Genomic DNA, 26,349 nt, shown 5'->3' with positions numbered 1-26,349 from the left:
CCGGGCCCGGCTCCCGCCCGCGGCACCGGGCCCGGCACCGGCCTCGGAACACCGGCCCCTGAGGTACTCGTTTCCATCGCGGGCTGGCCGTACGGCAAGATGGGGTGTATCTGCCCTCGCGCGGCGGAGCCGCTCATCGGCCCACGCGGCGGAGCCGCATTGACCATGACAGATCCAGACTGCCGGACGGTTTCTCTTGGCTGAGTACATCTACACGATGCGCAAGACGCGCAAGGCGCACGGCGACAAGGTCATCCTTGACGACGTGACGCTGAGCTTCCTGCCGGGCGCGAAGATCGGTGTCGTGGGGCCCAACGGCGCCGGCAAGTCGACGGTGCTGAAGATCATGGCGGGTCTTGAGCAGCCGTCGAACGGTGACGCGTTCCTGACCCCGGGCTTCTCCGTCGGGATGCTCCTCCAGGAGCCGCCGCTGGACGAGTCCAAGACGGTCCTGGAGAACGTCCAGGACGGCGCCCGCGAGATCATGGACAAGCTCAAGCGCTTCAACGAGGTCGCCGAGCTGATGGCGACCGACTACTCCGACGCGCTGATGGAGGAGATGGGCAAGCTCCAGGAGGACCTGGACCACGCCAACGCCTGGGACCTGGACACCCAGCTGGAGCAGGCCATGGACGCGCTGGGCTGCCCGCCCGGCGACTGGGGCGTCACCAAGCTCTCCGGTGGTGAGAAGCGCCGCGTCGCGCTGTGCAAGCTCCTCCTGGAGGCCCCCGACCTGCTGCTCCTCGACGAGCCCACCAACCACCTGGACGCCGAGTCCGTGCAGTGGCTGGAGCAGCACCTCGCCAAGTACGCCGGCACCGTCGTCGCCGTCACCCACGACCGGTACTTCCTCGACAACGTGGCCGAGTGGATCCTGGAGCTGGACCGCGGCCGCGCGATCGCCTACGAGGGCAACTACTCCACGTACCTGGACAAGAAGGCCGCCCGCCTGAAGGTCGAGGGCCAGAAGGACGCCAAGCGTGCGAAGCGTCTGAAGGAAGAGCTGGACTGGGTCCGCTCCAACGCCAAGGGCCGGCAGGCCAAGTCCAAGTCCCGTCTGACCCGTTACGAGGAGATGGCGGCCGAGGCGGAGAAGACCCGGAAGCTGGACTTCGAGGAGATCCAGATCCCGCCGGGCCCGCGCCTGGGCAACGTCGTCGTCGAGGTCGAGCACCTGAACAAGGCGTTCGGCGACAAGGTCCTCATCGACGACCTGTCGTTCACCCTCCCGCGCAACGGCATCGTCGGCGTCATCGGCCCCAACGGCGCGGGCAAGACCACGCTGTTCAAGATGATCCAGGGCCTGGAGGAGCCGGACTCCGGCCAGATCAAGGTCGGCGACACGGTCAAGATCTCCTACGTCGACCAGACCCGCGCCAACATCGACCCCAAGAAGACCCTGTGGGCCGTCGTCTCCGACGAGCTGGACTACATCAACGTCGGCCAGGTCGAAATGCCGTCCCGCGCCTACGTGTCGGCGTTCGGCTTCAAGGGCCCGGACCAGCAGAAGCCGGCCGGTGTGCTCTCCGGCGGTGAGCGCAACCGCCTGAACCTGGCGCTCACCCTCAAGCAGGGCGGCAACCTGCTGCTCCTCGACGAGCCGACCAACGACCTCGACGTCGAGACCCTGTCCTCGCTGGAGAACGCGCTGCTGGAGTTCCCCGGCTGTGCCGTGGTCGTTTCCCACGACCGCTGGTTCCTGGACCGCGTCGCCACCCACATCCTGGCGTACGAGGGCGAGTCCAAGTGGTTCTGGTTCGAGGGCAACTTCGAGTCGTACGAGAAGAACAAGGTCGAGCGCCTGGGCCCGGACGCGGCCCGTCCGCACCGCGCCACGTACAAGAAGCTCACCCGGGGCTGAGCCGCGTGCGACACCTCTACTCCTGCCCGCTGCGCTGGTCCGACATGGACGCCTTCGGCCATGTCAACAACGTGGTGTTCATCCGCTACCTGGAAGAGGCGCGGATCGACTTCATGTGGCGGCTGGCGCCGGGCGAGGGCAGCACGTCCTTCTCCGGCGGGTCCGTCGTGGCCCGCCACGAGATCGACTACGTACGCCCGCTGGTGCACCGGCACGCGCCGGTCACCGTCGAGTCCTGGGTGACGAAGATAGGCGCCGCGTCGATGACGATCTCCTACGAGATCAAGGACGAGGACACGGTGTACGTCCGCGCCTCGACCGTCGTGGTCCCCTACGACTTCACCGCGGAGCGGCCCCGCCGCATCACCGCGGAGGAGAAGTCGTTCCTCATGGAGTACCTGGACACCGGGGCCGACGCGGAGCAGCAGGAGGGGGCAGTCGCCGCATGACGGCGTTGCGCCTGGCCGATGCCGGGGAGGCGGCGGACCTCGCCGCCTTCCTGGCCCGGCTGATCCACTACGACCGCGCCGCCGCGGTGCGGTTGCAGGCGGGCGGCGGGGTGCTCGCCGTGTTCGGGCGCCCGCCGTCGTTCGAGGTGCTGGCGATCCGTACGGCCCGCCTGGCACCGGCCGCGTCCGGCCCGTCGGCCGGTACGGGAGCGGCCCCCGCCATCGGGTTCGACCGCACCGTCTCCGCCGGAGACCTGCTCGAAGGCATCGACGAGTCGGCGGACAGCCTGACGCTGCCGGCGGCCGTCACCGGCCCGCCGTGGGCCGGCGTCCTGCCACCGCGCGGCGGCTGGCGGCAGGTGCCGGGACTGCCCTCGCCGCAGGCGCTCGGCAGGACCGTCGCGCTCGCCGTCGCCGAGTTCCGCGCCCGGGACGAGGCCCTGCCGCCGGAACGCCGTACGCGCGCCGAGCGCGACCGCATCGGCCGCGAGATCTGGTCGCGCACGCTGGGCGACACCCACCTGCCGCTGCGGGCCGCGCACGCCGCGCAGTCCCTGGGCTTCCTGCGCCCGGCACGGGCCGGGGCGCAGGCGTTCGGCCACGGGCCCGCGGGCACCGGCCCGGGCCATGGGGGCGCCGCCCTGGCGGAGCCGCCGGCGCTGACGCTGCTGGCCGCGGGCGGCTGGCTGCGGCTGCGGACGCCGTACGGATCGGTCGCGGTCCGCACGGGCGGGCCGTCGGCGCTGCCGGTGACACCCGCCTGAGGAGCGTTCCGGGAAACGCGTCAGGGGCCGGTGCGGGGGCGAAAACCCCGCGCCGGCCCCTGCGACTTCGTATCCACGACTCCGTATGCCGACGTGCCCCGGAGTCCCGCGGCCCTCAGTCCGCCGCGTTGATCATCGACGCCGCCGCATACGTCAGGTAGTTCCACAGCTGCGTCTCGTGCTCGGGCGACAGCTCCAGCGAGTCCACCGCGTCGCGCATGTGCTTGAGCCAGGCGTCGTGCGCGGCGCGGTCCACCGTGAAGGGCGCGTGCCGCATCCGCAGCCGCGGGTGACCGCGGCCGTCGCTGTACGTACGGGGCCCGCCCCAGTACTGCATGAGAAAGAGCGCGAGCCGCTCCTCGGCCGGTCCCAGATCCTCCTCCGGGTACATCGGCCGCAGCAGCGGGTCCTCGGCCACCCCCTGGTAGAAACGGTGCACCAGGCGGCGGAAGGTCGGCTCGCCGCCGACCTGCTCGTAAAAGGTCTGTTCCTGAAGCGTGCCGCGCGGAATCTTGTTCACCCTTCCATGGTGTCAGACGACGCGGCCGTGCCGGGCGGCTCGGCCGAAGACCTGCGACGTAGGACAGTGGAGACATGAGCGGTACACAGTCCGGTCCGCGGCCGGACCGCGACCCGGCGGCCGCGGCGCGTGCCGGGCTGGTCCGGCAGATCAGGGCGGGCGGCCACCTCGGCGACCCGCGGTGGCGGGCCGCCTTCGAGGAGGTGCCGCGACACCTTTTCGTCCCGTACTACTTCGTGACCACTCCGCGCGGCTACCAGCGCCTGTCCGGCTCCGACCCCGACCCGCAGCGGCGGGCCCGCTGGCTGGACGGCGCCTATACGGACGGGGCGCTCGCGACGTGCATGCGGGACGGCGAGCTGGTGTCCTCCAGCAGCCAGCCGTCGCTGATGGCCATGATGCTGGAGGAACTGCGGGTCGAGGAGGCGGAGGAGCGGAGGCCGGGCGCCGGCTGCCGCGTCCTGGAGATCGGCACGGGCACCGGCTACAACGCGGCCCTGCTGGCCCACCGGCTGGGCGTGGAGCAGGTGACCACCGTCGACCTGGACGAGGAGATCACCGGTCCGGCGCGGGAGCGGCTGGCGGCGGCCGGGTACCGGCCGGCCGTGGTGACCGGCGACGGCGCCCTCGGCTGCCCGGAACGCGCGCCGTACGACCGGGTCGTCGCGACCTGCGCGCTGCCGTCCGTGCCGCCCGCGTGGATCGCCCAGTGCACACCCGGCGCGCTCGTCCTGGCGCCCCTGGCCACCGGCCTGCTCGCCCTGCGCGTGACGGACCCGGGCGCCGTACGGGCGGAGGGCCGCTTCCTGGCCACGCCGGCCTATTTCGTACCGCTGCGTGCCCGCCCCGACCCCGACGCCCACCCCTCCGGCGTCCCCGGGAGCCCCGTTGTGACCGGCGGCAGGCGCTGGGGCCCGCGCGACGGCCTGCCCCGCGAAGTGCTGCGGGACGAGAGGTTCCACTTCGTGTGGTCCCTGACCGCCGGCAGCCTCACCCCGCGCGAGTCCTACGACCTGTGGCGACGCGAGGGCCGCCCCCGCCGCGAACGCTTCGGCGTCACCGTGCGCGACACCCACCAGTACGCCTGGCTCGACTCGCCGGACGGCCCGCTGCGGTGGCCGCTGCCGGGGGACGCGGAGTCCGGGCGCGCCTGAGGCGCGGCCGCCAGCGTGCGGAAGTCGACAGCGTGTGGAAGCCGAAAGCGCCGGCCCCGGCGGGTGAGCCGGGGCAGGCGCTTACCGGCAGGCGCTTGGCGGCGCCCGGTGCGGGCGGGCGTCCGGCGGGTCAGGCGCGGCGGACCGTGATGGTGGTCCAGGCGCCCACATGGATGCGGTCGCCCTCGTGGAGGGGGGTCGGGACGTACGGCTGGATGGGGTCCTCGGCCAGGTTGACGGTGGTGCCGTTGGTGGAGTTCTGGTCGACCACGGCCCAGCTGCCGTCGGGCTGCTGGACCAGGAGGGCGTGCTGGTGCGAGACGCCCGGGTCCTCCGGCGGGCGGCCCAGGTCGATGTCCGGGGACTCGCCCGTGCTGTGCCGGCGGCGGCCGATGGTGATCTGCGGGCCGGTGAGCGGGATCTGCTGCTCGGGGGAGTAGGCGGGCAGGTTCAGGCCCGCCGCCTCCGGGCCGCTGCGGCCCATCATGGCCATGAAGTACTCGCGGTCGGGGGCGATCGCCACCACCCAGCCGTCACCGACGACCGGCGGCGGGCCGGGCGGGGCGGCGGGCCCCGGCGCAGGCTGGTGCCACTGCTGGTCGGGCTGCGGCTGCTGGTGCGGCTCCGGCTGCTGCTGCGGCGGCTGGCCGAAGGGGCCGGGCTGCTGCTGCGGCTCGAACGGAGCTTGCGGCGGCGCCTGTTGCGCGGACTGCGGGTCGTACGGCGCCTGCTGCTGAGGCTCGAACGGCCCCGGCTGCTGAGCTTCGAACGGACCCGGCTGCTGGGGCTCGTACGGGCCCTGCTGCTGCGGCGGGGTGTGCGGGCCCTGCTGCGGGGGCGGGAAGCCGTAGCCGCCCTGGCCGCCCTGGCCGCCCTGGCTGTGGTCCGGGCCACCCTGCGGGCCCGGCTGCGCGGGCGGCGGGGGCGGGGTCTGGGCGCTGGGAGGAGGCAGCGGCCAGTCGTCGTCGGTCGACCGGGCCGGGGGCGAGGGCAGCGGACCGGGCTGGCCCACGGGCGCACCGTGGGAACCGGGCTGCTGGCCGGGCGGTTGCTGCGGAGGCTGCTGGGGCTCGTACGGGCCCGGCTGGCCACCGTGGACGGGCTGGCCGAACTGGCCGGACTGCTCGGAGGAGAGCGGTTCGGCGGGACGGTTGATCTGCGACGGGCGCGAGCCCTGGTACTCGTACTGCTGCGGCGGGGTGTGTGGGCCCTGCTGCGGGGGCGGGAAGCCGTAGCCGCCCTGGCCGCCCTGCGGACCCGGGCCGCCCTGCGGGGCGGGGGGCGGCGGGGCGTAAGAGGTCGCCGAGTGCGTCTGGAAGTTGTAGCGGCACTCCTCGCAGAACGGGGCCATCGCCTCACGCGGCGTACGGCACTGCGGGCACAGCTCCGGCTGGCCCTGCTGACCCGGCTGGCTGTGCGGCCCCGGCTGTCCCGGCTGGCTCTGTGGTCCCGGAGGCATCGGCTGTCCCGGGTGGCCGGACTGGCCGGCGCCGGGGCCGTGGGCCTGCGGGGGAGGAGGCGCGGGAGTGTTCGGGCCGGAGGCCGGGGGCGGGAAGCCGTAACCGCCCTGCCCGCCCTGGCTGCCGTGACTGGCCTGCCCGCCCTGGCTGCCGTGCGGGCCGGGTGCGGGGGCCGGGCCGGGGCCTTGGCCCATCGGTCCCTGCGCCGCCGGGCCCTGGCCCATGGGGCCGCCCTGCGGAGCGGGCGGCGGGGACTGGGGAGCTGCGGTCTGAGGCGGCCGGCCATGGGGCGGCGGAGTCTGAGGACCCTGCCCCTGAGGTGCCTGCCCCTGAGGCGCTTGACCCTGAGGTGCCTGACCCTGGGGCGGGAAGCCCTGCCCGCCCTGGGAGCCGCCGGGACCGCCGGGACCGCCGCCCGTGTCGCCGGGGCCGCCCTGGGGCGCGGGGGGCGGCGGGGCCGGCTGGCCGGCCGGAGGTGTGTTGAGGAATCCCGCGGGCAGGGAGGGTGGTGGGGGAACAGCGCCCGCCATCCGGTGGCCGCACACCTCGCACCAGTCTTCGGCCACCGACTGATGGCCGTTCGGGCAGGTCGGCATGTCGGATCTTCCCCCTCAGTACCGATTGTGTTCGGTAGTACGTCTAGTTTGTTATTTCTTGACGCGAACTGTCTTGGTCGAGCGCGTTTCGAGCGTCATCTCGTCCGCCTCTGTGACCTTCGCCTTCAGTCGCACAGTACCGGTCGCCGCGTCGACGACGTCCACCACCTTCGCAAGCAGTTTCGCAGTCTCCTCGTTCCCGGACGCGCTCGCCAGTTGTACGGCCCGCCCCAGTTTCGCGGTCGCGTCGTCCGCATCGCCCGACTTGCGGGCATCCAACCCTTGCTGGATGACCTGTGCCAGTTCGGCTTGACCCGTGTAATGGGCAACCTGGGGATTAATGGTGGTGGAAGCTGCCAAATCGTCCGTCCAGACCGCTCGTACGAGACCTTGCGCAAGGGTCCGCGGGGTATCACCCCCGGGTGCGGGGAGGACGAGCGATACCCGGGCGGCCAGCATCTCCCGGCCCACTTCGGCCGCCGGAACCCGTACGCACAGGTGGTAGTCGCGGGACTCGTCGCCCCAGGAACCTGTCGGATAGTCGCCGGTCCGCGGGCCGGATTCGGTACGGCGGCCGGTCAAGTCCTCGACGGCCGGTGCCACTTGCTTCACGAATGCGACGTGTGCGTCCTGCGGTGTCCACAGCCGCAGGGTGACGTCCGCCACCTCCTTGCCCATCGCGGCCTCCATCATCCGCGTGAAGTCGGCGGCCAGTCCGGCCGGATCGGCGACGATGTCGGCCGTGCCGAGCAGCGCCGAGGCGATACCGGTGACCTCCTTGACCTCCCAGTCCGTGCCGACGCCGCGGGCGTCGCAGGTGAAGCGCCCGGCGCAGGCGTCGAGGGTGGCGCGCAGGTCCTGCGGCGACTCGTGTTCGTTGCGGCCGTCGGTGAGCAGGATGCCGTGCCGGATGCCGACGTCCGCTTCGGTCAGCAGCCGGTCGGCCAGCCGCAGCCAGGTGCCGATGGCGGTGCCGCCGCCGGCGCTCAGCTTGCGCAGCGCCTCCCCGGCCTGGGCGCGGGTGGTCGGGCCGGCGGTGGCGAGCCGCCCGCCGCCCGGGTAGACCTCGGCGGCCTGGTGGGTGCCGGCCACCACGGCGAAGGCGACACCGTCCCGTACGGTCTCGATCGCGGCGGCCGTGGCAGCGCGCGCGTTGCGCATCTTGGTGGGCGGGTAGTCCATCGAGCCGGAGCAGTCCACCATGATCACGACGCCCGCGTGCCGGGCGGCGGCGCCCAGCCCGGCCGCGTCCGTACCGGCGGCGAACAGCGGCAGTCCGCCGCTGGTGCCGCCGCCCGTGGCGGTGACGGTCACGATGGCGTTCACCTCGCGTCCGCCCTCGGGCAGGTACGCGTTCTGGTAGACCTCGGCGGTGAACCGCGGCACGCCGGACTTGGAGAAGTTGGCCATTTGTTCCGCTCCTTTGTGCCACCGGGCAGCCTCCGGTGCAAAGTCCGCACGGCGGTGAAGAGACACATGGGCGGGCGGAAGTCCCCGTGATCATCCCCCCGTTGGCGCTTTACTCCTGTTGCTCCTGCTCCTGCTCCTGCTGCTTCTGTTACGTCTGCGGCTTCCGCTGATTCGCGCGTCTCGTGTGGCGGGAGTCGCTGTAGGTGCGTGCGGTGCGTGCGGTGCGTGCGGTGCGGGTCCGGCGCGTGCTCAGGCCGATCCTGCCCGTCCCCGCGGTTCCGGGAACGGCACCACCGCCACTGTTACGTTGTCGTGGCCCCCGCCGGCGAGCGCATGGGCGACCAGGGTCCGCGCGCTGTGCAGCGGCCGGTCGTGCGCGTCGGCCGGGAGCACCGCGGCCACCTGCTCCGCGGCCTCGGCGTAGTTCCACAGGCCGTCCGTGCACACCACCACTACACCCGGTCCGTCGGGCTTGAAGGAAGCGGTGTGCGGCTCCAGTTCGTACGCGTCCGCGCCCAGCCAGCCCGTGATGGCGTGCGCCCGGTCGTCGGCGTACGCCTCCGCCTCCGACATCAGGTTGTTGGCGACCATCTGCGCCGCCCAGGAGTCGTCCTCGGTGAGGCGCACGGCGGGCGCGCCGCGGTCGTCGGGGACCCAGTAGGCGCGGCTGTCACCGACCCAGCCGATGACGAGCAGCCCGCCGCCGACCAGCGCCCCGACGAACGTGCAGGCGGGGGCGTTCTGCTGGCGGTACGGGTCGTGCTGCTGGGCCTGGTGGGGCGCGGCGGCCAGCGCGTTGACGGATTTGGCGGCGGCGATGATCGCGTCGTGCATGGCCCGCTGCGGGTGCGTACCGCCGGGCAGGGCGGCCAGCAGTGTCCGCGCCGCGGTCCCGGACGCGGCGGCGGACGCGTCGTCGGGGCGGGACGCGGAGGACACGCCGTCGCAGACGACGGCGAGCACGGCGGGCGAGCCGTCCGGCAGCGCCGCCTCGGCGACCGCGAAGAAGTCCTCGTTGCGGTGGTGGCGGTGGCCCCGGTCGCTGACCGCCGCCACGCCCGGCAGCTCCCGCTCCATGTGGTCGCGTTCCTGCGGCTGCGCGTGGCCGCAGTTCTCGCAGTACCCGTCCTGGGCGACCGTCCCCGCGTGGCAGACCGCGCAGACACGGGTGCCCTGGGCGGGGGTCTGGTGCTCGGGGGAGGGGGGAGGCGTGGAGAGGGGGAGGTCGGCGGAGGTGGGTGTGGGGCTGGTGGGGTTGGTGGGATCGGCTGGGGTGGCAGGGTTGGTGGGACTGGCAGGGGCAGCCGGGTTGCCCGGGGGAGTGGGGCCCTGCCCCGCGGGCCCCGCCGGGCCCGCCGGGCCCGCCGCTCCCGTCGGCTCTGCTGGTCCCGTCGCTCCCGTCGCTCCCGTCGCTCCCGTCGCTCCCGTCGCCTCGGCGGCGAGGTCGTAGCCGGCGATGCGCGGGTCCGGTGCGCCGCCATGGGGCGCGGCGGCCTGGCCCGTACGGGGCCCGGGGCCGTGACCGGCCGAGGGCGGAACGCTCGCCTCCGCATGCGGTGCATGGGACTGCGCGTGATGGGGCGCATGAGGCTGCGCATGGGGCTGGGCCCCGGCTTGCACACCGGCTTGCAGGCCGGTCTGCACACCGGCTTGCACGCCCGCCTGCGTCCGGGCCTGCGGCCCTCCGGGCGCGTAGCCGGGCGGGGGTGGCGGCGGTACGGGCGCGTGCGGGACGTGCGCCGCCCCGTTGGCGTGCGCGCCCCCCGGCGCGTACGGGGATTCGCCACCGCGCCCGGCTCCCGCACTGTGTTCGGGCCCCGCGCCGTACGCGGAAGCCTGCCCGTACGCCGGAGCCGGAGCCGCACCCGCGGCCCCCTGCCCCCCTCCCGCCCCCGGCATCAGGAACGCGGCGGGCAGCGCGACCGGACCCGCCCCCTGGTCCGCCGCGTCGCCCAGCGGGACCGTGGGGCGGTCACCGGTATCCCCCGGCCCGGCCGGGGCCACGACATCGGCGCCGCAGAACCCGCAGTAGTTGTCCCCCGGTTCGAGCGGCTCGCTGCAGCTCGCACACCGGAACGGCCCTGTCACACCCATGTCACACCCACGTCCTGGGGCGGAAGCGGTTGGCCCGTTCCACCAGCTCGATCCTTTCCTCGCCGCGCTGCGCCAGCCGGGCGAGCAGTCTGAACGACCGCTCCAGGCCGAAGCGCAGGCCGCGTTCGTCCAGTGCGCTGCCGAGCAGACCGGGCCGGACGGCGGTGCCGCCGGAACCGGGGCCGGGGGCCCCGGACGGCAATGTACGCCCCCGTTGCTCGGCACCGCGGCTACCGGAGAGTACCCAGTCCAGCGCGCAGCCCAGCACCTCGGTTGTCAGCCGTTCGCGGCGCTCCGCGTCCAGCCCGGAGTCCGTGAGCCGCTCCACCTGCCCGGCCGCCGCCCGCAGATCCTCCAGCAGCGCGTCGAGCGCGGAGCGTTGCCGCAGCCGGGCCCGGACCGCCGCGATGCGCGCCGCAGTGTAGTGAATGGAGGACTCCGGTACGGATTCCAGGGCGGCCACCGCCCCCTCCCGGTCACCGTCCGCCAACCGCACCCGGGCCAGCCCGAACGCCGCGCTGACGTAACTGCGGTCGGCCGCCCACACCAGCCGGTAGTACTCCGCCGCGTTGTCCAGCTGCCCCAGCACCTCGGCGCAGATGGCGAGCGCCAGCTTCGGCGCGGACTCGCCGGGGAAGGCGTCGTACATCGCGTCGAACGACAGCGCCGCCGTCTCGCGGTCACCGTTCGTCAGCGCCACCAGGCCGCGGTACCAGACCACCCGCCAGTCCTCGGCCCAGCCCTGGTCGGGGTCCGCCTCGACGGCACGCAGCTCGCGCAGGGCCGCCGCGCCGTCCCCCATCTCCAACTGCGCCCGCAGCTTGCGCAGGCGGGTCTCTATGGTGTCGGCGGGTGCCGCGCGGAGCGCGCTGACCAGCTCGGCGGGGGCGGCGGCCAGCAGGCCGGCGAGGAAACCCGCGTTCGGGTCGGCGGGGTCGACGCGCGGTACGGGCAGGGCCAGTACGGCGAGGCCGGTGTCGAGCGGGCGCAGCGCCGGGGCACCGCGTGTCCCGCCGGCCGCTCCGGAAGCCGCTTCGGTGGCGGTCCCGCTGGCGGACTCGACGCTGGTACCGACGGCGGAACCGGCCGCCGCTCCGGCGCCGCCGGTCGTCGTCCGCGGGCCGGTGGCCGACGTGACCTCGTAGGCGACCTGGGCGGGAACGGCAGGCTGTGCGGCCTGCCCGGCCGGGGCCACGGCCGGCCCGCCGACACCGCTCGCGCCACCCGTGCCGCTCGCGACGGCCTGGCCGCCGCCGGGATCGCCGGAGTGCCCCCTGCCGCCGCCGATCCCGCCGGGAGCGCCGATTCCGGCGGCCGGACCGACCACCGCGTTCGCCGAGCCCCGCCCTCGCCGTTCCTTCCAGCTCTTCCGCCCCGTTGCCCCCGCGCGTCCCGCCCGGCGCGGTTCTGCGGCCACCGCGCGGGCCCCGAGCAACGACGTGTCCCCCTCCGCGGGCACCACCACGTCCGTGTCCACGACGCGCAGTTCCGGCCCGAACAGGGTGGACAGCGCGGGCCGCTGCTCGCCCGTTCGGAGTGCCATGACCTCCCGCAGCACCCCCGTCAGCTGCTCGGCCATCTCCTCCGCCGAGGAGAACCGCCGCACCGGGTCGGGGTCGGTGGCCCGTACCAGGAGGCGGTAGAAGGACTCGTACGTACGGAAGACGTCGATGTTGTCGGGATCGGGCAGCGAGTCGACGAAGATGTTCGTGTAGCCCTGGAAGTCGAAGGTGAGCACGGCGAGAGTGCGCGCGACCGTGTAGAGGTCGGAGGCGACGGACGGTCCCGTCGCGGCGACTTCGGGCGCCTGGTAGCCGATCGTGCCGTAGATCGCGCTCTCGTCGTCGTCCATCCGGCGGACCGCGCCCATGTCGATCAGCTTCAGCTGGTCGTGCTGCTGGATGGCGTTGTCGACCTTGAAGTCGCAGTACAGGAGATTGCGGCTGTGCAGGTGGCCGAGCGCCTCCAGGGCCTCGATGCCGTACGCGCACGCCTGCTCGACCGGCAGCGGGTCGCGGCGCCCGCCCGCCGTACGCCGCTCGTTGGCGATGTCCTTGAGGGACTTGCCGCCGACGTACTCCATGACGATGTAGCCGTCCAGGCTGCCGGTCGTACGGTCCAGGTGCTCGACGAAGTTGTAGATGCGGACGATGTTGGAGTGCTCGATCTCGGCGAGGAAGCGGCGCTCGGACGCGGCCACGGCGAGGGCCTCCTCGTCGCCGGTGTCCAGCAGGCCCTTGAGGACCACCCAGCGGTCGGACACCGCGCGGTCGATCGCCAGGTAGATCCAGCCCAGGCCGCCGTGCGCCAGGCAGCCGACGACTTCGTAGCTGCCGTGCACCACGTCGCCGGGGCGCAGCTTGGGCACAAAGCTGTACGGGTGGCCGCACTTGGTGCAGAAACCCTCCGTACGGCCCGGACGGTCGCCGCGCGCCCGGCCCACCGGGGCGCCGCAGTCGCCACGGCTGCAGAACCGCTTGCGCTCGGGGACCTCCGGGTTCTCCAGGACGGCCGTACGCGGATCGGGCCGCGGCACTTCCGGTACGGACACCAGCCCCGCGCCCAGGCGTCCGCGCGACGGCCCGGAGCCGGTGCCGCGGCCGGCGCTGCGGACGGACACGGACATGGAGCGCGTCGCGGCGCCCGGCAGGGAGCGGGAGAGGCGGCCGGAGACGGAGCGCCGCGAGGTCGCGGAACGGGCGGAGGCGGCGGTCCGCCCGCCGGCGGAGGTCACGGAGGCGGAACCACGGCCCTCCGCCGATCCGGAACCCGCCGATCCGGAGCCCCCTGCCCCGGAGCCCGCCGATCCGGAACCTGCCGATCCGGACCCCGCTGCCCCCGAACCCGCTGCCCCGGACCCTGCCGATCCGGACCCCGCTGCCCCCGAACCCGCTGCCCCGGACCCTGCCGCCCCGGAGCCCCCCGGCCTCGACTCTGACTCCCGGCCCCCGCCACCCAGCCCAACCCTCCGCGCCGCCGTGACCCCCGTGGCCGACGACCCCACCATGCCGTCGGGGGACACGACCGGCGCCAGCCCGCACGTGTCGCAGTACAGTTCGCCGCCGCCGACGTCCTCGTACATGCCGGGGCAGTCGCGCCGCTGGCACGGGGCGGCGCCGGTCCGCTCCTCGCTCATGTTCCCCCCTGTGGTCCGTCCGCCGGCCCGCGGTCCGGCGCCGGTGGCAGCAGCGCCTCGGCCACCGCCTGCTGGTAGCGCAGCACCGCCTGCTCGGCCACCCGCAGGTCGCACGGCGCGCTCCACAGCATCCGTCGCGCGACGTCGTAGCGCTCGGTCAGCAGTGGGTCCTCGGCCAGGCCGTGCCGTGCGGCCTTCGCCTTGTACGCGTCCAGGCGCCCGCGCAGCTCCGCCCGGACCGCCAGGGGAGCCGTGACCGCCGTCAACGACTCCCGGGCGCGGTGCAGTTCGTCCTCGGCGCGCTGCTCCAGGCTGTCGAGCAGGGGCGAGAGGCGGTGCCACTGGGCGTGCCGGCGGTACTCGGCGGCGGTGGTCAGCTGTTCGTGCAGCGCCGTGGGCGGGCCGCTGACGGCGGGCACCTCGGACGCGGCGATCTTCGCGAGCACCTCGCCGCGGGCCTGCCGCGCCTCGGTGAGCGTACGGTCCGCCCGGGACAGCACGTCGCGCAGCCGCATCAGCCGCCGCTCGGCGTCCTGCCGGACATCCAGCACCGCTTCGATCTCCCGCCGGGCGTCCTCCAGGGCGCGCGCCGCGCGGTCGTAGCGGGCGGTGTCCGGGCGGCCGCCGCCGGGCGCGGCGCTGCGGTCGGTGTCCGGGGCCCAGTAGGCCAGCGGGTCGGACACCACCTGGGCGCGCAGCTGCGTCAGTTCGTACGTGATCCGCTCCAGGTCGTCGCCCGCCGGGTGCTCCCCGGGCCGTACGCCGACCGACCGGGCCAGGGACAGCGTGCGGCGCAGTTCGGCGGCGAGCAGGTCTATCCGCGCGGGCAGCGCGGACCATACGGCGTCGGCGGAGACGATGACGTCGAGGGCCGCCGCGTACAGCCCGTTCATCCGCTCGACCAGCTCCTCCAGGCTGAACTGTTCGCTCAGCCGGGCGGGTCCGCCGAACCGCGGCGAGCCGCCGACGGCCGCGCCGGAGACGGTGACGCGGGCGCCGTGGAGCAGCTCGGTCAGTTCGGCGAGGTCGTCGGGGGACGGCCAGCGGCGCCGGGCGCGCAGCTCGCGGGCGGTGGTGAGCGCTTCGGTGTACGCGTCGAAGTGCGCCCACAGGACGGTGATGGACTGTTCGGTGGCGGCCCAGCGGTCCTTGGTGAGGCCGGTGAGTTCGGCGCCCTCCAGGAGCCGGCGGCCCGCGTGGTCCTGGAGGGCGAGCAGCGACGTCTCGATCGCCTCGTACTCGGCAGCGAGCCGGCCCAGGGCGCGGTCCACCTCCTCCCGGCTCATCACCGGGTCTTGGGACTTCCCCGGGGAGCCGGGGAAGGGTCCAGGGGCCCCCATCGATCACCTCTCCAAAGTCCGTGTGGTGCGCTGCGGTTGTGATGGTCGTCGCGGCGGTCGCGTACGGCGGTGCGGGCCGCCCCGCGTCCGCACAGCGCCGCGGTGCGGCACCGCTGTGCGGCCCGGCCGCACGGCGCTGTCGTACGGCGGCGCGGCGCGGTGTCGTGTCGCGCCGCATCGCCGGCGCGCCGCTCTCCTGCCTCCCCTCCCTCCGGCCCCGCGCCCGCGGTGCTCTGTCCATGGTGACGCGACCGGCGGGCGAACGCCGGTCCGCGGCGGGCCGCCCGGCCCCGTCACGTGCCGTCCGCTGCGCGGCGCGGCGCCCGGCCCCCGCACGGGTCAGTCGCTGTACTGGGGCTCGGGCGCCTGGGATATGCCGGGCAGGTCCGCCTGCAGCCACTTCTTGTAGGCGAGCATCCACCGGCTCCCGCTGCCGCCGTCGCGGTAGTCCTCCAGCACCTTGTTGACCCGCCGCACCAGGTCGGTGTCGGCGCGGTTGACGGCGACCCCGTACGGCTCGTCGGTGAACGGCTTGCCCTTCAGCTGCACCGTCGGGTCCTGGGCCGCCTGCGCCGCCGCCAGCGCGTTGTCCGTCACCACCGCGTCGGCCTCGCCGAGCTGGAGGCGCACCAGGCAGTCGAGCTGGTTCGGTACGGTCACGACCCGGGCGCCGTGCCGCTCCTCGGCCAGCCGGGCCTCGCCGGTGGAACCGGCCGCCGTACAGACCCGCTTGCCCTTCAGGGAGTCGTCGAAGGCGGTGATCTTCGAGGTCTTGGGCGCCAGGACCTGCTGTCCGCCCTGGAAGTACGCGGTCGAGAAGGCGACCTGCCGCTTGCGGGCGCAGTTGATGGTCATGGTCCGTACGACCAGGTCGACGGTGCGCTTCTGGAGGGAGGGGATGCGCTGGTTGGTGGGGATCGCCCGGAACGAGATCTTCGGGTCGGGGCCGAGGATGTCCTCGGCGATCGCCCGTGCCAGGGAGATGTCGAAGCCCTCCAGGTCGCCGGTGGCCGGGTTGCGGTAGCCCCAGCGGTAGGTGTTCTGGTCGACGCCGACGATCAGCCGGCCCCGGGCCTTGATCCGGTCCACCGCCGGGCCGTCGTCCGGGGAGGGCCGCAGGCTCTCGGCGGCGTTGGCAGGCGTGCAGTCCGCCGCCGCGGTGTCGGCGCGCGCGGTGCCCGTCCCGTGGGGCGCGGGGCGGGGCGCCGGGGCGTTGCCGCCGAGCACCGGGACGAGGACGGCGGCCGTCGCCGCCATCACGCACACCCCGGCCGCCACCGGGGCCAGCGCGGCCCGCAGGTTGCGCAAACCCCTCGCGCGCATCGTCATGTCGCCATCACCAGGCCCCATCACCGGTACTCCGAAAGCCTGCGCCCGATGCCCAGCACCGCGCCCGTCGCACCCAGGACGGCCAGCACCACGGCGCCGGCCACCAGCCCGTCCAGGGCTCCGCGCCCGTCGGCGGCGGCCCGCTGCAACTGCTGCTGCTCGTGTGCCAGGGCCTCGGCCAGCCGGTCGTCGACCCGGTCGAAGGACTGGCCGGTCGCCTCCCCGCCGCCGATCACCTTGGCCAGCGCCCGGTCGTAGTCGCCCTGGTCGTCGGCGGCGCGGGCCTCGGCGTGGCGGGCCTGCCACTGCCGTACGGTCTCGACCGCCTCCTGGACGGGGCCGCGGCCCGCGTCGTCGTCAGCGAGGGCCAGGGCCGTGCCCAGCTTGCTCTCCGCCGCCGCGTCGCCGGTCCTGCCCGCGCCCGCCAGGTCCTTCATGCCGGAGCGGTAGCCGGTCTCGTAGAAGTCCTGCTGGTCCTCGGTCACGACGGCGCCGCGCGCGACCAGGGTCAGATTCTCGTCGCCGCGGGCCTGGAGGGCGTCGATGCGGGCCTCGTTGAGGACCTTGAGCGAGCGGGCGCCGTTCTCGTACGACGCGTTCATGCCGGCGCGGGCCACGGAGTGGCCGACGGCCAGCCACAGCAGGACGACGGCCGAGGCGGTCGTGGCGGCCAGCAGGCCGTAGTTGAACACCCGGTTGGTCCTGCGGTGGTTGCGGCGCTGGGCCCAGGCCAGGGCGCCGAGCGCCAGCACGCCGGTGGTGAGCGCGAGCCAGGGCCAGGCCTTCGCGGAGTCGTAGTCCTCGCCCAGGCGCGCCGTCTCGGTCACGTACAACCCGCGGGCCGCGGGGAGGAGTTCGTCGCGCATCTCCGCGTTGGCGTAGCGCAGGTAGGCGCCGCCCAGGGGGAGGCCCAGCCGGTTGTTGGCGCGGGCCGTCTCGACCAGGCCCGTGTACCGGGGGAGGAGGCTGTTGAGTTTTCCTATCTGGCGGGTCGTGGCGGCCGAACCGCTGGTGTTGGACGAGGCCTTGGCCAGCAGCCGGGCGGCCGTGGCGATGTCGTCCTCGTACCGCTCGCGGGTGGCCTGGGTCTCCTTGCCGCCCGCCAGGAAACCGGCGGCGGCGGTGGTGTCGGCGTCGGCGAGGGAGCGGTAGATGTCGGCGGCGTCCGTGGCCAGCGGCTGGCTGCGCGTCACGACGTCGCGCGCGGCGGCGGACCGGTCGGTGACCTGCCATGCCGTGGCGGCGCCGAACGCCAGGACCAGGAAGGCCAGTACGGCGCCGATGATGCGCAGCCGGCCGGGCTCGGTCGTGGCCGCGGCGCGCAGCTGGTCCACCCCGTCGGCCCAGGCCGTACGCCGCCGGGGCGCGGGGTCCGCACCGGCGGGGCCCCCACCCGCGGCGGAGGCGGGGGCGGGGCCGGCGGCGCTGCCGGCCGGCGACGGCGGCGCAGTGCCGGTCTGCTGGTTGGACACGGAACCTCCCCCTGGTCGCGGACGGCGGCCCCGGCCCCGTGCGACGGGCGCACGGGAACAGATGCACGGCCAGCAGTCAGTATGGCCGCAGGGACTGACAACCACACCGTTATTGCCTGGATCATGTGCGGATCGGGCCCCGCCGAATCCTTCGTTGGACCGGCATCCCGTGTTCCCCCGTTCTCCACCACGCGCGGCCCGCCGGGCACGGTTCCCGTAAGGGGCACGCGCGTACGGTTCTCCGCCGTACGCGCGGGAGAGAGGCCGCCCGCCCGGGCCAACTCCCCCTCGAAACCCCTCCAGGCGAACTTCCCGGGCGAACTCCACCTATGCGGACTTTTCCCGGGCGAACTCACCCCGCAGCCGCGCGTACGCCTCCGCCCCCGCATCCGTCCCGTCCAGCGCGTGCAGGGCAGCACCCAGCACCGGTGGCGCCGTCACCACCCGCGGCTCCGCCTTCGGGGCGCGCTCCGCCAGCAGGCGTGTCAGCTCGTCGTGGAGGAGCGGGTGCCGCGCGGCCAGCACGCCGCCGCCCAGCACCAGCGGCGTCCGCTCGTCCAGCAGGCCGAGCCGTCCCAGCGCCACCGACGCCAGCAGTGCGACCTCCTCCGCCTGCCGCGTCACCAGGGCCCGCGCGACCGCGTCGCCGGCCGCGGCCACCGCGAACAGCAGCGGCGTCAGCTCGTGGCGGCGCTCGCGGGGGATGCGCCCCAGATGCATCGCCTCGATCAGCTCGGGCATGGTCGTCAGCCCGAAGTGGGCGGGCACCTCGCGGGCCAGCGCGCTCGGATCGCCGCGGCCGTCGTCGGCCCGCGCGGCCCACCACAGGGCCTCTTCGGCCAGGTGCCCGCCGCCGCCCCAGTCGCCGGACAGCCGTCCGACGGAGGGGAACCGGGCGGTCCGGCCGTCGTACCCCAGGCCCACGCAGTTGATGCCCGCGCCGCACACCACCGCGACTCCGACCGGTTCGCCGCTGTCCCGCAGCCCGGCGCGCAGCAGCGCGAAGGTGTCGTTGCCGACGGTGACCGCACGGGCCCAGCCGTACGAGGTGATTTCGGCGGCCAGCGCCTCCTCCTCGGCGGGGAGGTCGGCGTTGGCCAGGTAGGCCGCTATCCGGCCCACCGGGCCGGTCACGCCGGCCCGTTCCCGTACCTCGTCCACCAGGGCCGCCAGGCCGCCGACCGCCCGCGCCACGCCGACCACCGGCGGATGGAAACCGCCGCCGCGGGCCGTCGCCAGCACCGACCCGTCCGCGCCGACGAGTGCCACATCGGTCTTGCTGTTGCCCGCGTCGACGGCCAGCGCCAGGCTGTCGACGCTGGTATCCGCCGCGGCGGACGCATGTATCGGGGCGGACGCGCTCGGCTGAGCGGACGTATGCGCCGGAGCGGACGCGCGCGCCGACGCGGACGCACGCGCCGTCCCGTCGCCCCCGAACGGCACCTGGCCGCCCCCGGCCACCGCCCCGGCCCCCTCGGCTTCGGTCAGAGCCACGTGAGGTGCTCCCGGTTGTGCGCGATCAGTTCGTCGGTCAGCCGGTCCGCGTACGCGATCTGGCCGATGAGGGGGTGGGCGAGCAGCGCCTCGAAGACCCGGTCCCGGCCGCCCTTGAGGGCCGCTTCCAGCGCGAGGTGCTCGTACGCCGTGACGTTGGCGATCAGCCCCGAGTACAGCGGTTCCAGCGGCCGTACGGGCAGTGGCGCCGCCCCGCCCGCGTCCACCGTCGCCGGCACCTCGATCACCGCGTCGTCGGGCAGGAAGGGCAGCGTGCCGTTGTTGAGCGTGTTGACGATCTGCACGTCACCGGTGTCGCCCAGCAGCGCGGAGGTCAGCGCCACCGCCGCCTCCGAGTAGAACGCGCCGCCGCGCTTGCCCAGCAGCTCCGGCTTCTCGTCCAGCGCCGGGTCGCCGTACATCTCCAGCAGCTGCTTCTCGATGGCCGCGACCTCCGCCGCACGCGACGGCTTGCTGCGCAGTTCCTCCACCACCTCGTCGTGCTGGTAGTAGTAGCGCAGGTAGTACGACGGGACGACGCCGAGCCGGTCCACGAGCGAGCGCGGCATGTGCAGGTCCTCGGCGATGGCCGCGCCGTGCTCGGCGAGCAGCCGGGGCAGGACGTCCTCGCCGTCCACCCGTACGGCGCGCTCCCACGTCAGGTGGTTCAGCCCGACGTGTTCCAGCTCCACCCGCTCCGGCGCGATGCCGAGCAGCCGCGCGAACTTCCGCTGGAAGCCGATGGCCACGTTGCACAGGCCGACGGCCTTGTGGCCGTGCGACAGCAGCGCGCGGGTGACGATGCCGACGGGGTTGGTGAAGTCCACGATCCACGCGTCGGGGTTGCGGCGCCGGATGCGCTCGGCGATGTCCAGCACCACGGGGACGGTGCGCAGCGCCTTGGCGAGCCCGCCCGCGCCGGTGGTCTCCTGCCCGACGCAGCCGCAGTCCAGGGGCCAGGTCTCGTCCTGGTTGCGGGCCGCCTGCCCCCCGACGCGCAGCTGGAGCAGCACCGCGTCCGCGCCGTCCACACCGGCGTCGACGTCGGACGTCCACGAGATGCGGCCCGGGTGCCCCTGCCGGGCGAAGATCCGGCGGGCCAGGTTCCCGACCAGGTCCAGCCGGTCGGCCGCCGGGTCGATCAGGACCAGTTCCGCCAGCGGCAGGACGTCCCGCAACCGGGCGAAACCGTCGATGAGTTCGGGGGTGTAGGTCGAGCCTCCGCCGACCACTGCGATCTTGAGGTTGGGGTGCGGGGGCGTTCCCCCGGCGGACGACAGCATGAATCGATCAGCCCTTCACTCCGGTGAGCGTGACGCCTTCGACAAAAGCCTTCTGGGCGAAGAAGAAGACGATGATGACGGGAGCCATGACGAGCAGCGTCGCGGCCATGGTCAGGTTCCAGTTGACGCTGTGCGCGCTCTTGAACGATTCGAGTCCGTAACTCAACGTCCAGGCGGCTGGGTTCTGCGCGGCGTAGATCTGCGGTCCGAAGTAATCGTTCCAGCAGTAGAAGAACTGGAACAGCGCGACCGCGGCGATCCCCGGCTTCGCCATCGGCACGACGATCCGCAGCACGGTGCGGACCTCGCCGCAGCCGTCCACCTTCGCCGACTCGATGTACTCCTGCGGAATGGTCAGCAGGAACTGCCGCAGCAGGAAGATGGAGTACGCGTCACCGAACGCCATCGGGATCAGGAGCGGCCACAGCGAACCGGACAGATGCAGCTGCTGCGCCCACACCAGGTACATGGGGATCACGATGACCTGCGGCGGCAGCATCATCGTCGAGATCACCAGGACCATTGCCGTACGGCGGCCACGGAAACGGAACTTGGCGAGCGCGTAGGCCACCGGAATCGCCGAGCACACCGTGAACAGCGTGCCCAGGCCCGCGTACATCAGCGAGTTCTTCCACCAGTCCAGGAAACCCGGTGTGTCGAAGACCGTCGCGTAATTCGACCAGTTCCATTCGTGCGGCCACAGTTCGCCGCTCATCGCCTGCTCGTCGCTCATGACGGACGTCAGGAAGACGAACACGAACGGCAGGACGAAGAACAGCGCGGCGGCTATGGCGAGGGAGTGCACGGCTATCCAGTGCAGCAGCCGCTTGCGGCGGGCGCGGGCCGGTGCGGAGCCCCGGTCGGTGGAGCCGGTACGGGCCGGCGTGCCGCCCGCCCGCAGAGTCGTCGTGGTCATGTCGGTTCAGTCCTCCGCCGGGAGCAGGCCGGCGCGCTTGCGCATCAGCAGGGTGGTGACGGCCATGGCGATCACGAAGAGCACGAGCGAGAGCACACACGCGGCGCCCGTGTTGAAGTTCTGGAAGCCGAGCGAGTAGACCAGCTGCGGCACGGTGAGGGTCGAGTGGTCGGGGTAGCCGGGCTGGATGACCGAGCCGGGGCCGATGTTGACGCCGGAGGCCAGCTTCCCGGCGACCAGCGCCTGCGTGTAGTACTGCATGGTCTGCACGACCCCGGTGACCACCGCGAACATCACGATCGGTGTGATGGACGGCCAGGTCACGTACCGGAACTTGGCCACCGCGCCGGCCCCGTCCAGCTCGGCCGCCTCGTACTGCTCCTTCGGTACGTCCAGCAGCGCCGCCATGAAGATCACCATCAGGTCGCCGATGCCCCACAGGGACAACAGGACCAGCGACGGCTTCGCCCAGGCGGCGTCGTTGAACCAGCCGGGCGCCGGGATGCCGACGGCGTCGAGCAGCTCGTTGACCGGGCCGGTGCCGGGGTTCAGCAGGAAGACGAAGGCGACCGTCGCCGCGACCGGCGGGGCCAGATACGGCAGGTAGAAGGCCGTACGGAAGAGGCCGACCCCCGACTTGATCTTCGTGACGAGCATGCCGATGCCGAGGCCGAAGACGACGCGCAGCGCGACCATCACCACGACCAGCCACAGCGTGTTCCACAGCGCCGGGCCGAAGAGGGGCATCTGGGTGAAGACGTATTTCCAGTTCCGCAGGCCGACGAACGACGGCTGCTGGATCTGGTTGTAGTGCATGAACGAGAAATAGACCGTGGCGATCAGCGGATAGCCGAAGAAGACGCTGAAACCGACCAGCCAGGGGGAGAGGAAACCGAGCGTACGCAGCCGCTGCCGGGTGTGCTTGCGGCGCAGCGCGGGGGCTTTGGCGGGCGGCGCGGGCTTTTTCGGACGCGGCGCGGCGGCTGCCGGGCGCTCGGGGGATTCGGCGAGGGACATGGCAGGGCTCCGTCAGTTCACGGACTGGAGGTTGTCGGTGTCTATCTGGGCGTCGAGGTCGCGCAGGCCCTTGTCGATATCGGGCACTTTCCCGGCCTCGACGTCGTACGAGAAGTCCTGTAGCGACACCACGTACTGCCCGCCGTTGACGGACGGCGGCAGGGCCGTACTGTGCGGATTCTGCGCGATGTCGATGAACGTGCGGAACGACGGATCGGCGTCCAGCTCCGGCGACTTGAGTGCGGCGATCGTGGACGGCACATTGTGGATGGCATTGGCGAACCGCACCACCTGGTCCGTGTCCACCGTCAGGAACTTCACCAGCTCCCACGCCGCGTTCTGGTGCTTGCTGCTGTGCGCGATCCCCGCGACCGTGCCCGTCAGATATCCCCGGCCGTATGTGTCCGCCTGGTCGTCCGGCACCGGCATCGGCGCCGTACCCCAAGCGAACTTCGCCTTCGCGTCCTTCAGCATCAGGCCGCGCCACTCGCCGTCCAGATGCATCGCCGCCTTCTGCGTCATGAAGGCGCTCTGCGAAGACATCTCGTCACCGAACGTCGTACGGAACTTCTCCAGCGCCGCGTAACCGCCCTGCGATGCGATCAACTCCCGTTGCGTCGCGAAGAACTGCTTGCTGCGCGGGTCCTTCGCCAGCTGCGCCTTCCCCTTCTTGTCGAAGTAGGTCGGCCCCCACTGCGCGAACAGCCGGTCCGGACTGTTCTGGTACAGCCGGAAATTGGGTACGAACCCGGCGCGCTCCAGCGACCCGTTCGGCTTACGCTTGGTCAGCTTGGCCGCGTCCCGCTTGAACTCGGACATGGTGCGCGGGGGCCGCTCGATACCGGCCTCCTGGAACGCGTCCTTGTTGTAGTACAGCCCGTAGGAATCGGCGAGCAGCGGCAGAGCGCACTGCGTCCCCCTGTAACGGGTGTAATCCAGCACCGTCTTGGGGAACACCTTCTCCTTCTCGACACCCGTCTTCTTCATGAACGGGTCGAGATCCGCCCACATGCCGGACGAGCAGTACTGCCCCACGTTGTTGGTGGTGAACGACGACACGACATCCGGAGCGTCGTCCCCGCCCGCCCGCAGCGCCTGGTTCACCGTCGCGTCGGTGACGTTGTTGACCGTCTTCACCTTGATATTCGGATGCAGCTTCTCGAAGCGGGCAATGCTGTCGTCCACCGCCTTCACCTCGGCCGCATTGGACCATCCGTGCCAGAACTTCAGCGTGACGGGCTGGGTCGGGTCGTCGCGGTCGCTGCCGACGCTCGGATTGGCGCAGCCCGAAAGAATCAGACCGGCCCCGGCGAGCGCCGCCGACAGGCAGATGCGCATACGCGGACGCATGGCGGACTTCCTTTACGGCAGGGGTGATGACAGAAAGTGATGCGAGTACTGAGGGGTGCGGGGCTTTCGCCGGCCACGGCGAAAGGGGACTGCCCGGCACGCACGGAGCCGTCCCGGCTCCCGGTGTTCCCGGCCGCGCGGACGCGGCGGCCGGCGGATAATCGGACCGCGCCGGGCCCGCCGTACCGTCTCATCAGGCCGTGTCGAACACGGTGTTGCGCGCCTCGGCGAGCGCCGCCCGCAGCGCGCCGGTGAGCATCGGATTCCCCTCGATATTGCTGATCCGAATCTCCGGCCGGGGCAGCGCGAGCCCGGTGAACTCCTCCTCGACCAGGTCCCGCAGCGCCGCACCGCCCGCCTGCGCCACCCCGCCGGACAGCACCACGAGCCGGGGGTCGACGACGGCGACCACGGCCGCCAGTCCGGTCGCCAGGCGCCGCGCGACCTCGGCGCGTACCGCGTCCACGGCCATCGCCTCCTCGACCGTACGGACATCCTCGGCCCCGTACTCCCGCGCCAGCTCCACCACACTCGGCGAACCGACCAGGCGCTGGAAGCCCCCGCCGGCGTCCGGCCGGGCCGCACTGCGGTCCCCGTCCCGCGCGAGCGGCGCACCCGGCAGCGGCATGTAGCCGATCTCGCCCGCGCCGCCCGTGGCACCGCGCAGCAACTGCCCGCCCAGCACGATGGCGGCGCCGACCCCCTCGTCGGCCCACACCAGCACGAAGTCGTCGAAGTCCTGCGCGGCGCCGCCGTGCTGCTCGGCGACCGCCGCCAGGTTCACGTCGTTCTCGATCACGATCGGTACGCCCAGCACCCCGGCCAGCTCTTCCTTGAGCGCCCGCGCGTGCCAGCCGGGCAGGTGCGGCGCGTACCGCAGCACACCGGTCTGCGGGTCGAGTGCGCCGGGCGTCCCGATCACCGCCCCGTGCAGCCGCTCCCGCCCCAGCCCGGCCTTGGCCAGCGCGCCGTCCACGGCCGAGGCGACCAACTGCGCCGTCCTCCGCGGCGCGCCCTCGTCCACGGCATCCGTGCCGACCCGCTCCTCACCGAGCACCCGCCCGGTGACGTCGGCGACCGCGGCGCTGATCCCGCCCTGGTCGACGGCGAGCGCGGCCACGTACGCGGCGTCCGGGTTCACCTCGTACAGCTGGGCGTTCGGCCCCGGCCGGCCGGTCACGTTCCCCGTCGTCCGCACCAGCCCGGCCGCCTCCAGCCGCCCCAGCAGCTGCGACGCGGTCGGCTTGGACAGCCCGGTCAGCTCGCCGATCTGGGTCCGCGTCAACGGCCCCTGCGAGGCGAGCAGGTCGAGCGCGGCCCGGTCGTTCATGGCCCGCAACACCCGCGGCGTCCCAGGAGTGCCCTGCCCGCCCTGCCCTCCGGCCATGACGCCCGCCCCGCCTCTCGCTGCGCAATCTGTTAGGAAAGTTTCCAATCGATGCACAGGAACGTAAGCGCCGCGTCATCACCCCGTCAATGGGTCTGGACCACTGAGTTCGAGTACGACCCAGACGGTCTTGCCCGGCCCGGACCGGAGGACCACACCCCACTTGTCCGCGAGCGCGCCGACGAGCACCATGCCCCGGCCGTGCTCGTCGAGCGGCTTCGGCTGCCGGACGACGGGGGAGCCGTCGCCGGCGTCCGACACCTCGATCCGCAGCGCGCCGTCGGCCGGCGCGAACCGCAGCTCGATGTACCGCCCCGGCCCGGTGGAGGCCAGTACCGCGTTCGCGGCGAGTTCGCCGAGGATCAGCTCGCCGGTCTCGACGACCGTGGGCCCGAGCCCCAGCGAGACGGCCCAATCCCGGAAGAGCAGCCGCGGCCTTCTTCAGACACCGGCTTACGTACGCGCCGTGACCGTGGCGTCCAGAGCCTGGCACTCTCCGGCAGAGATCGAGCAGTTCGTCCAGGTCAGGCTGGCTCGCCAGGAACGCCTCACGAGCGAACCGAAGCTCACCATGTGGGCCGTGGTGACCGAAGGCGTACTGCTTCAGCAGGTCGGTGGCTCGACGGTGATGCGTGCCCAGCTCGAACACCTTGCGGCCATCGCTGAGGAGCCGAACGTCACGGTTCAGGTTCTGCCGTTCTCCAGGGGCGCGCACGCAGGTATGTTCGGACCGTATCTGCTGCTGAGCTTTCCGCAGGTGTCGGCGCTGGACGTCGTGCGGGCGGAGAACCCCACCGGTGCGGTGTGGCTCGAACGGGAGCCGGAAGTCGCGCGCTATCGCGAGCTGTTTGCCGATGCCCGTACGTCTGCGCTTTCACCAGCGGAGTCAGTGGCCCGGATCAAGCGCGTCGCCAAGGAGCACCGAGCGTGAATTTCGTGAACGTCACGTGGCGCAAGAGCACCCACAGCGGCGGCCAAGGCGAATGCCTGGAGATAGCCGACGGCCTCCCGCCCCGCTCACCCGTGCCCGTACGCGACAGCAAGTGCCCGGACGGCCCGCACCTCCTCTTCCCCGCCCCCGCCTGGGCGGACTTCGTCGAGGCCGTGAAGGTTCACCATCGTGGTTGATTCACCCGCCGCACATTCTGGCCGCATCCGGCGCCCACGACTGAACGGTCATGGTCCAGGAGGACGACTGTTGGACTGCGCGGACGACGTCACCTGGCGCAAGAGCACCCACAGCGGCGGCCAAGGCGAATGCCTGGAGATAGCCGACGGCCTCCCGCCCCGCTCACCCGTGCCCGTACGCGACAGCAA

General features: G+C 73.0%; 21 protein-coding genes and 1 pseudogene. 7 read left to right on the top strand and 15 right to left on the bottom strand.

Annotated features, from left to right (window positions below; genetic code table 11):
- Nucleotides 1-196 precede the first annotated feature (196 nt).
- From ettA to ACFV57_RS35865, 3 genes are read left to right on the top strand one after another with little or no spacing between them, the layout of a single operon-like run.
- The gene (gene ettA, locus ACFV57_RS35875) at nt 197-1,861 is read left to right on the top strand and encodes an energy-dependent translational throttle protein EttA (protein WP_385241082.1); all 1,665 of its coding nucleotides are present in this window, start codon (nt 197-199) and stop codon (nt 1,859-1,861) included.
- Nucleotides 1,862-1,905: 44 nt separating this feature from the next.
- A complete protein-coding gene (locus ACFV57_RS35870) occupies nt 1,906-2,310 on the top strand; it encodes an acyl-CoA thioesterase (RefSeq protein WP_385241123.1) in 405 nt (134 codons plus the stop codon).
- Nucleotides 2,307-3,074 (top strand): hypothetical protein, encoded by a 768-nt coding sequence (locus tag ACFV57_RS35865; protein ID WP_385241080.1) that lies wholly within the window; start codon nt 2,307-2,309, stop codon nt 3,072-3,074. Before ACFV57_RS35870 ends, ACFV57_RS35865 begins: the two co-directional genes overlap by 4 nt.
- Nucleotides 3,075-3,189: 115 nt before the next feature.
- Here ACFV57_RS35865 and ACFV57_RS35860 read toward each other — a convergent pair whose 3' ends face one another.
- Complete coding sequence (locus tag ACFV57_RS35860) at nt 3,190-3,594, bottom strand: globin (RefSeq protein ID WP_385241077.1); 405 nt, start codon at nt 3,592-3,594, stop codon at nt 3,190-3,192.
- Between the two features lie 74 nt (nt 3,595-3,668).
- Between ACFV57_RS35860 and ACFV57_RS35855 the strand changes: the two genes are divergently transcribed.
- Entirely contained in the window at nt 3,669-4,748 is a 1,080-nt protein-coding gene (locus ACFV57_RS35855) for a methyltransferase domain-containing protein (RefSeq protein WP_385241074.1), read from the top strand.
- A 130-nt stretch (nt 4,749-4,878) separates the two neighbouring features.
- On the opposite strand, the gene ACFV57_RS35850 is transcribed toward ACFV57_RS35855, so the two are convergent.
- From ACFV57_RS35850 to ACFV57_RS35785, 14 genes are all read right to left on the bottom strand, one after another.
- Nucleotides 4,879-6,402 carry an FHA domain-containing protein gene (locus ACFV57_RS35850; RefSeq protein ID WP_385241120.1) on the bottom strand — a complete coding sequence of 508 codons (1,524 nt, stop codon included), beginning with the start codon at nt 6,400-6,402 and terminating at the stop codon, nt 4,879-4,881.
- Nucleotides 6,403-6,855: 453 nt separating this feature from the next.
- Entirely contained in the window at nt 6,856-8,214 is a 1,359-nt protein-coding gene (locus ACFV57_RS35845) for a VWA domain-containing protein (RefSeq protein ID WP_385241072.1), read from the bottom strand.
- Between the two features lie 249 nt (nt 8,215-8,463).
- Nucleotides 8,464-10,308: a protein phosphatase 2C domain-containing protein gene (locus ACFV57_RS35840; protein ID WP_385241069.1), complete on the bottom strand. Its 1,845-nt coding sequence runs from the start codon at nt 10,306-10,308 to the stop codon at nt 8,464-8,466.
- A gap of 1 nt (nt 10,309) precedes the next feature.
- On the bottom strand, nt 10,310-13,444 hold the full coding sequence (locus ACFV57_RS35835; protein ID WP_385241066.1) for a tetratricopeptide repeat protein: 3,135 nt from the start codon (nt 13,442-13,444) through the stop codon (nt 10,310-10,312).
- A complete protein-coding gene (locus ACFV57_RS35830) occupies nt 13,441-14,784 on the bottom strand; it encodes a hypothetical protein (RefSeq protein WP_385241063.1) in 1,344 nt (447 codons plus the stop codon). The genes ACFV57_RS35835 and ACFV57_RS35830 overlap by 4 nt, the downstream gene beginning before the upstream one ends.
- 339 nt (nt 14,785-15,123) lie before the next feature.
- Nucleotides 15,124-16,113, bottom strand: coding sequence for a glutamate ABC transporter substrate-binding protein (locus ACFV57_RS35825; protein WP_385241060.1), 990 nt, complete (start codon nt 16,111-16,113; stop codon nt 15,124-15,126).
- A 20-nt stretch (nt 16,114-16,133) separates the two neighbouring features.
- Entirely contained in the window at nt 16,134-17,585 is a 1,452-nt protein-coding gene (locus ACFV57_RS35820) for a hypothetical protein (protein ID WP_385241058.1), read from the bottom strand.
- 327 nt (nt 17,586-17,912) lie between these two features.
- On the bottom strand, nt 17,913-18,932 hold the full coding sequence (locus ACFV57_RS35815; protein WP_385241118.1) for an N-acetylglucosamine kinase: 1,020 nt from the start codon (nt 18,930-18,932) through the stop codon (nt 17,913-17,915).
- Between the two features lie 137 nt (nt 18,933-19,069).
- Nucleotides 19,070-20,362 carry a 6-phospho-beta-glucosidase gene (locus ACFV57_RS35810; RefSeq protein WP_385241055.1) on the bottom strand — a complete coding sequence of 431 codons (1,293 nt, stop codon included), beginning with the start codon at nt 20,360-20,362 and terminating at the stop codon, nt 19,070-19,072.
- Between the two features lie 7 nt (nt 20,363-20,369).
- Nucleotides 20,370-21,278: a carbohydrate ABC transporter permease gene (locus tag ACFV57_RS35805; protein ID WP_385241052.1), complete on the bottom strand. Its 909-nt coding sequence runs from the start codon at nt 21,276-21,278 to the stop codon at nt 20,370-20,372.
- 6 nt (nt 21,279-21,284) lie between these two features.
- Nucleotides 21,285-22,295, bottom strand: coding sequence for a carbohydrate ABC transporter permease (locus ACFV57_RS35800; RefSeq protein ID WP_385241049.1), 1,011 nt, complete (start codon nt 22,293-22,295; stop codon nt 21,285-21,287).
- 12 nt (nt 22,296-22,307) lie between these two features.
- Nucleotides 22,308-23,645 (bottom strand): ABC transporter substrate-binding protein, encoded by a 1,338-nt coding sequence (locus tag ACFV57_RS35795; RefSeq protein ID WP_385241046.1) that lies wholly within the window; start codon nt 23,643-23,645, stop codon nt 22,308-22,310.
- Between the two features lie 193 nt (nt 23,646-23,838).
- Entirely contained in the window at nt 23,839-24,975 is a 1,137-nt protein-coding gene (locus ACFV57_RS35790) for an ROK family transcriptional regulator (protein WP_385241115.1), read from the bottom strand.
- 135 nt (nt 24,976-25,110) lie between these two features.
- Nucleotides 25,111-25,461: an ATP-binding protein gene (locus ACFV57_RS35785; protein WP_385241112.1), complete on the bottom strand. Its 351-nt coding sequence runs from the start codon at nt 25,459-25,461 to the stop codon at nt 25,111-25,113.
- Nucleotides 25,462-25,465: 4 nt separating this feature from the next.
- Between ACFV57_RS35785 and ACFV57_RS35780 the strand changes: the two are divergent.
- The 3 genes and pseudogenes from ACFV57_RS35780 to ACFV57_RS35770 all read left to right on the top strand — a co-directional run.
- Nucleotides 25,466-25,963: pseudogene (locus tag ACFV57_RS35780) on the top strand (DUF5753 domain-containing protein); the annotation flags it as partial.
- Entirely contained in the window at nt 25,960-26,160 is a 201-nt protein-coding gene (locus ACFV57_RS35775) for a DUF397 domain-containing protein (protein ID WP_385241043.1), read from the top strand. The pseudogene ACFV57_RS35780 and the gene ACFV57_RS35775, both read left to right, overlap by 4 nt.
- The coding region (locus ACFV57_RS35770) for a DUF397 domain-containing protein (protein WP_385241041.1) at nt 26,153-26,349 on the top strand (197 nt) is incomplete at its 3' end. The genes ACFV57_RS35775 and ACFV57_RS35770, both read left to right, overlap by 8 nt.

The organism is Streptomyces sp. NPDC059788, assembly GCF_042732265.1.
GTDB lineage: Bacteria > Actinomycetota > Actinomycetes > Streptomycetales > Streptomycetaceae > Streptomyces.
The sequence above is the reverse complement of the archived record's forward strand: the minus strand, read 5'-3'. Positions and strand labels throughout refer to the sequence as shown.

Excerpts from the sequence above, each read along its gene's own strand:
- ACFV57_RS35800 (WP_385241049.1), bottom strand. The coding sequence starts at position 22,295 with ATGTCCCTCGCCGAATCCCCCGAGCGCCCGGCAGCCGCCGCGCCGCGT.
- ACFV57_RS35870 (WP_385241123.1), top strand. The coding sequence starts at position 1,906 with ATGGACGCCTTCGGCCATGTCAACAACGTGGTGTTCATCCGCTACCTG.
- ACFV57_RS35790 (WP_385241115.1), bottom strand. The coding sequence starts at position 24,975 with ATGAACGACCGGGCCGCGCTCGACCTGCTCGCCTCGCAGGGGCCGTTG.
- ACFV57_RS35850 (WP_385241120.1), bottom strand. The coding sequence starts at position 6,402 with ATGGGCCAAGGCCCCGGCCCGGCCCCCGCACCCGGCCCGCACGGCAGC.
- ACFV57_RS35830 (WP_385241063.1), bottom strand. The coding sequence starts at position 14,784 with ATGGGGGCCCCTGGACCCTTCCCCGGCTCCCCGGGGAAGTCCCAAGAC.
- ACFV57_RS35805 (WP_385241052.1), bottom strand. The coding sequence starts at position 21,278 with ATGACCACGACGACTCTGCGGGCGGGCGGCACGCCGGCCCGTACCGGC.
- ACFV57_RS35810 (WP_385241055.1), bottom strand. The coding sequence starts at position 20,362 with ATGCTGTCGTCCGCCGGGGGAACGCCCCCGCACCCCAACCTCAAGATC.
- ACFV57_RS35855 (WP_385241074.1), top strand. The coding sequence starts at position 3,669 with ATGAGCGGTACACAGTCCGGTCCGCGGCCGGACCGCGACCCGGCGGCC.
- ACFV57_RS35825 (WP_385241060.1), bottom strand. The coding sequence starts at position 16,113 with ATGACGATGCGCGCGAGGGGTTTGCGCAACCTGCGGGCCGCGCTGGCC.
- ACFV57_RS35840 (WP_385241069.1), bottom strand. The coding sequence starts at position 10,308 with ATGGGTGTGACAGGGCCGTTCCGGTGTGCGAGCTGCAGCGAGCCGCTC.
- ACFV57_RS35845 (WP_385241072.1), bottom strand. The coding sequence starts at position 8,214 with ATGGCCAACTTCTCCAAGTCCGGCGTGCCGCGGTTCACCGCCGAGGTC.
- ACFV57_RS35795 (WP_385241046.1), bottom strand. The coding sequence starts at position 23,645 with ATGCGTCCGCGTATGCGCATCTGCCTGTCGGCGGCGCTCGCCGGGGCC.
- ACFV57_RS35835 (WP_385241066.1), bottom strand. The coding sequence starts at position 13,444 with ATGAGCGAGGAGCGGACCGGCGCCGCCCCGTGCCAGCGGCGCGACTGC.
- ACFV57_RS35865 (WP_385241080.1), top strand. The coding sequence starts at position 2,307 with ATGACGGCGTTGCGCCTGGCCGATGCCGGGGAGGCGGCGGACCTCGCC.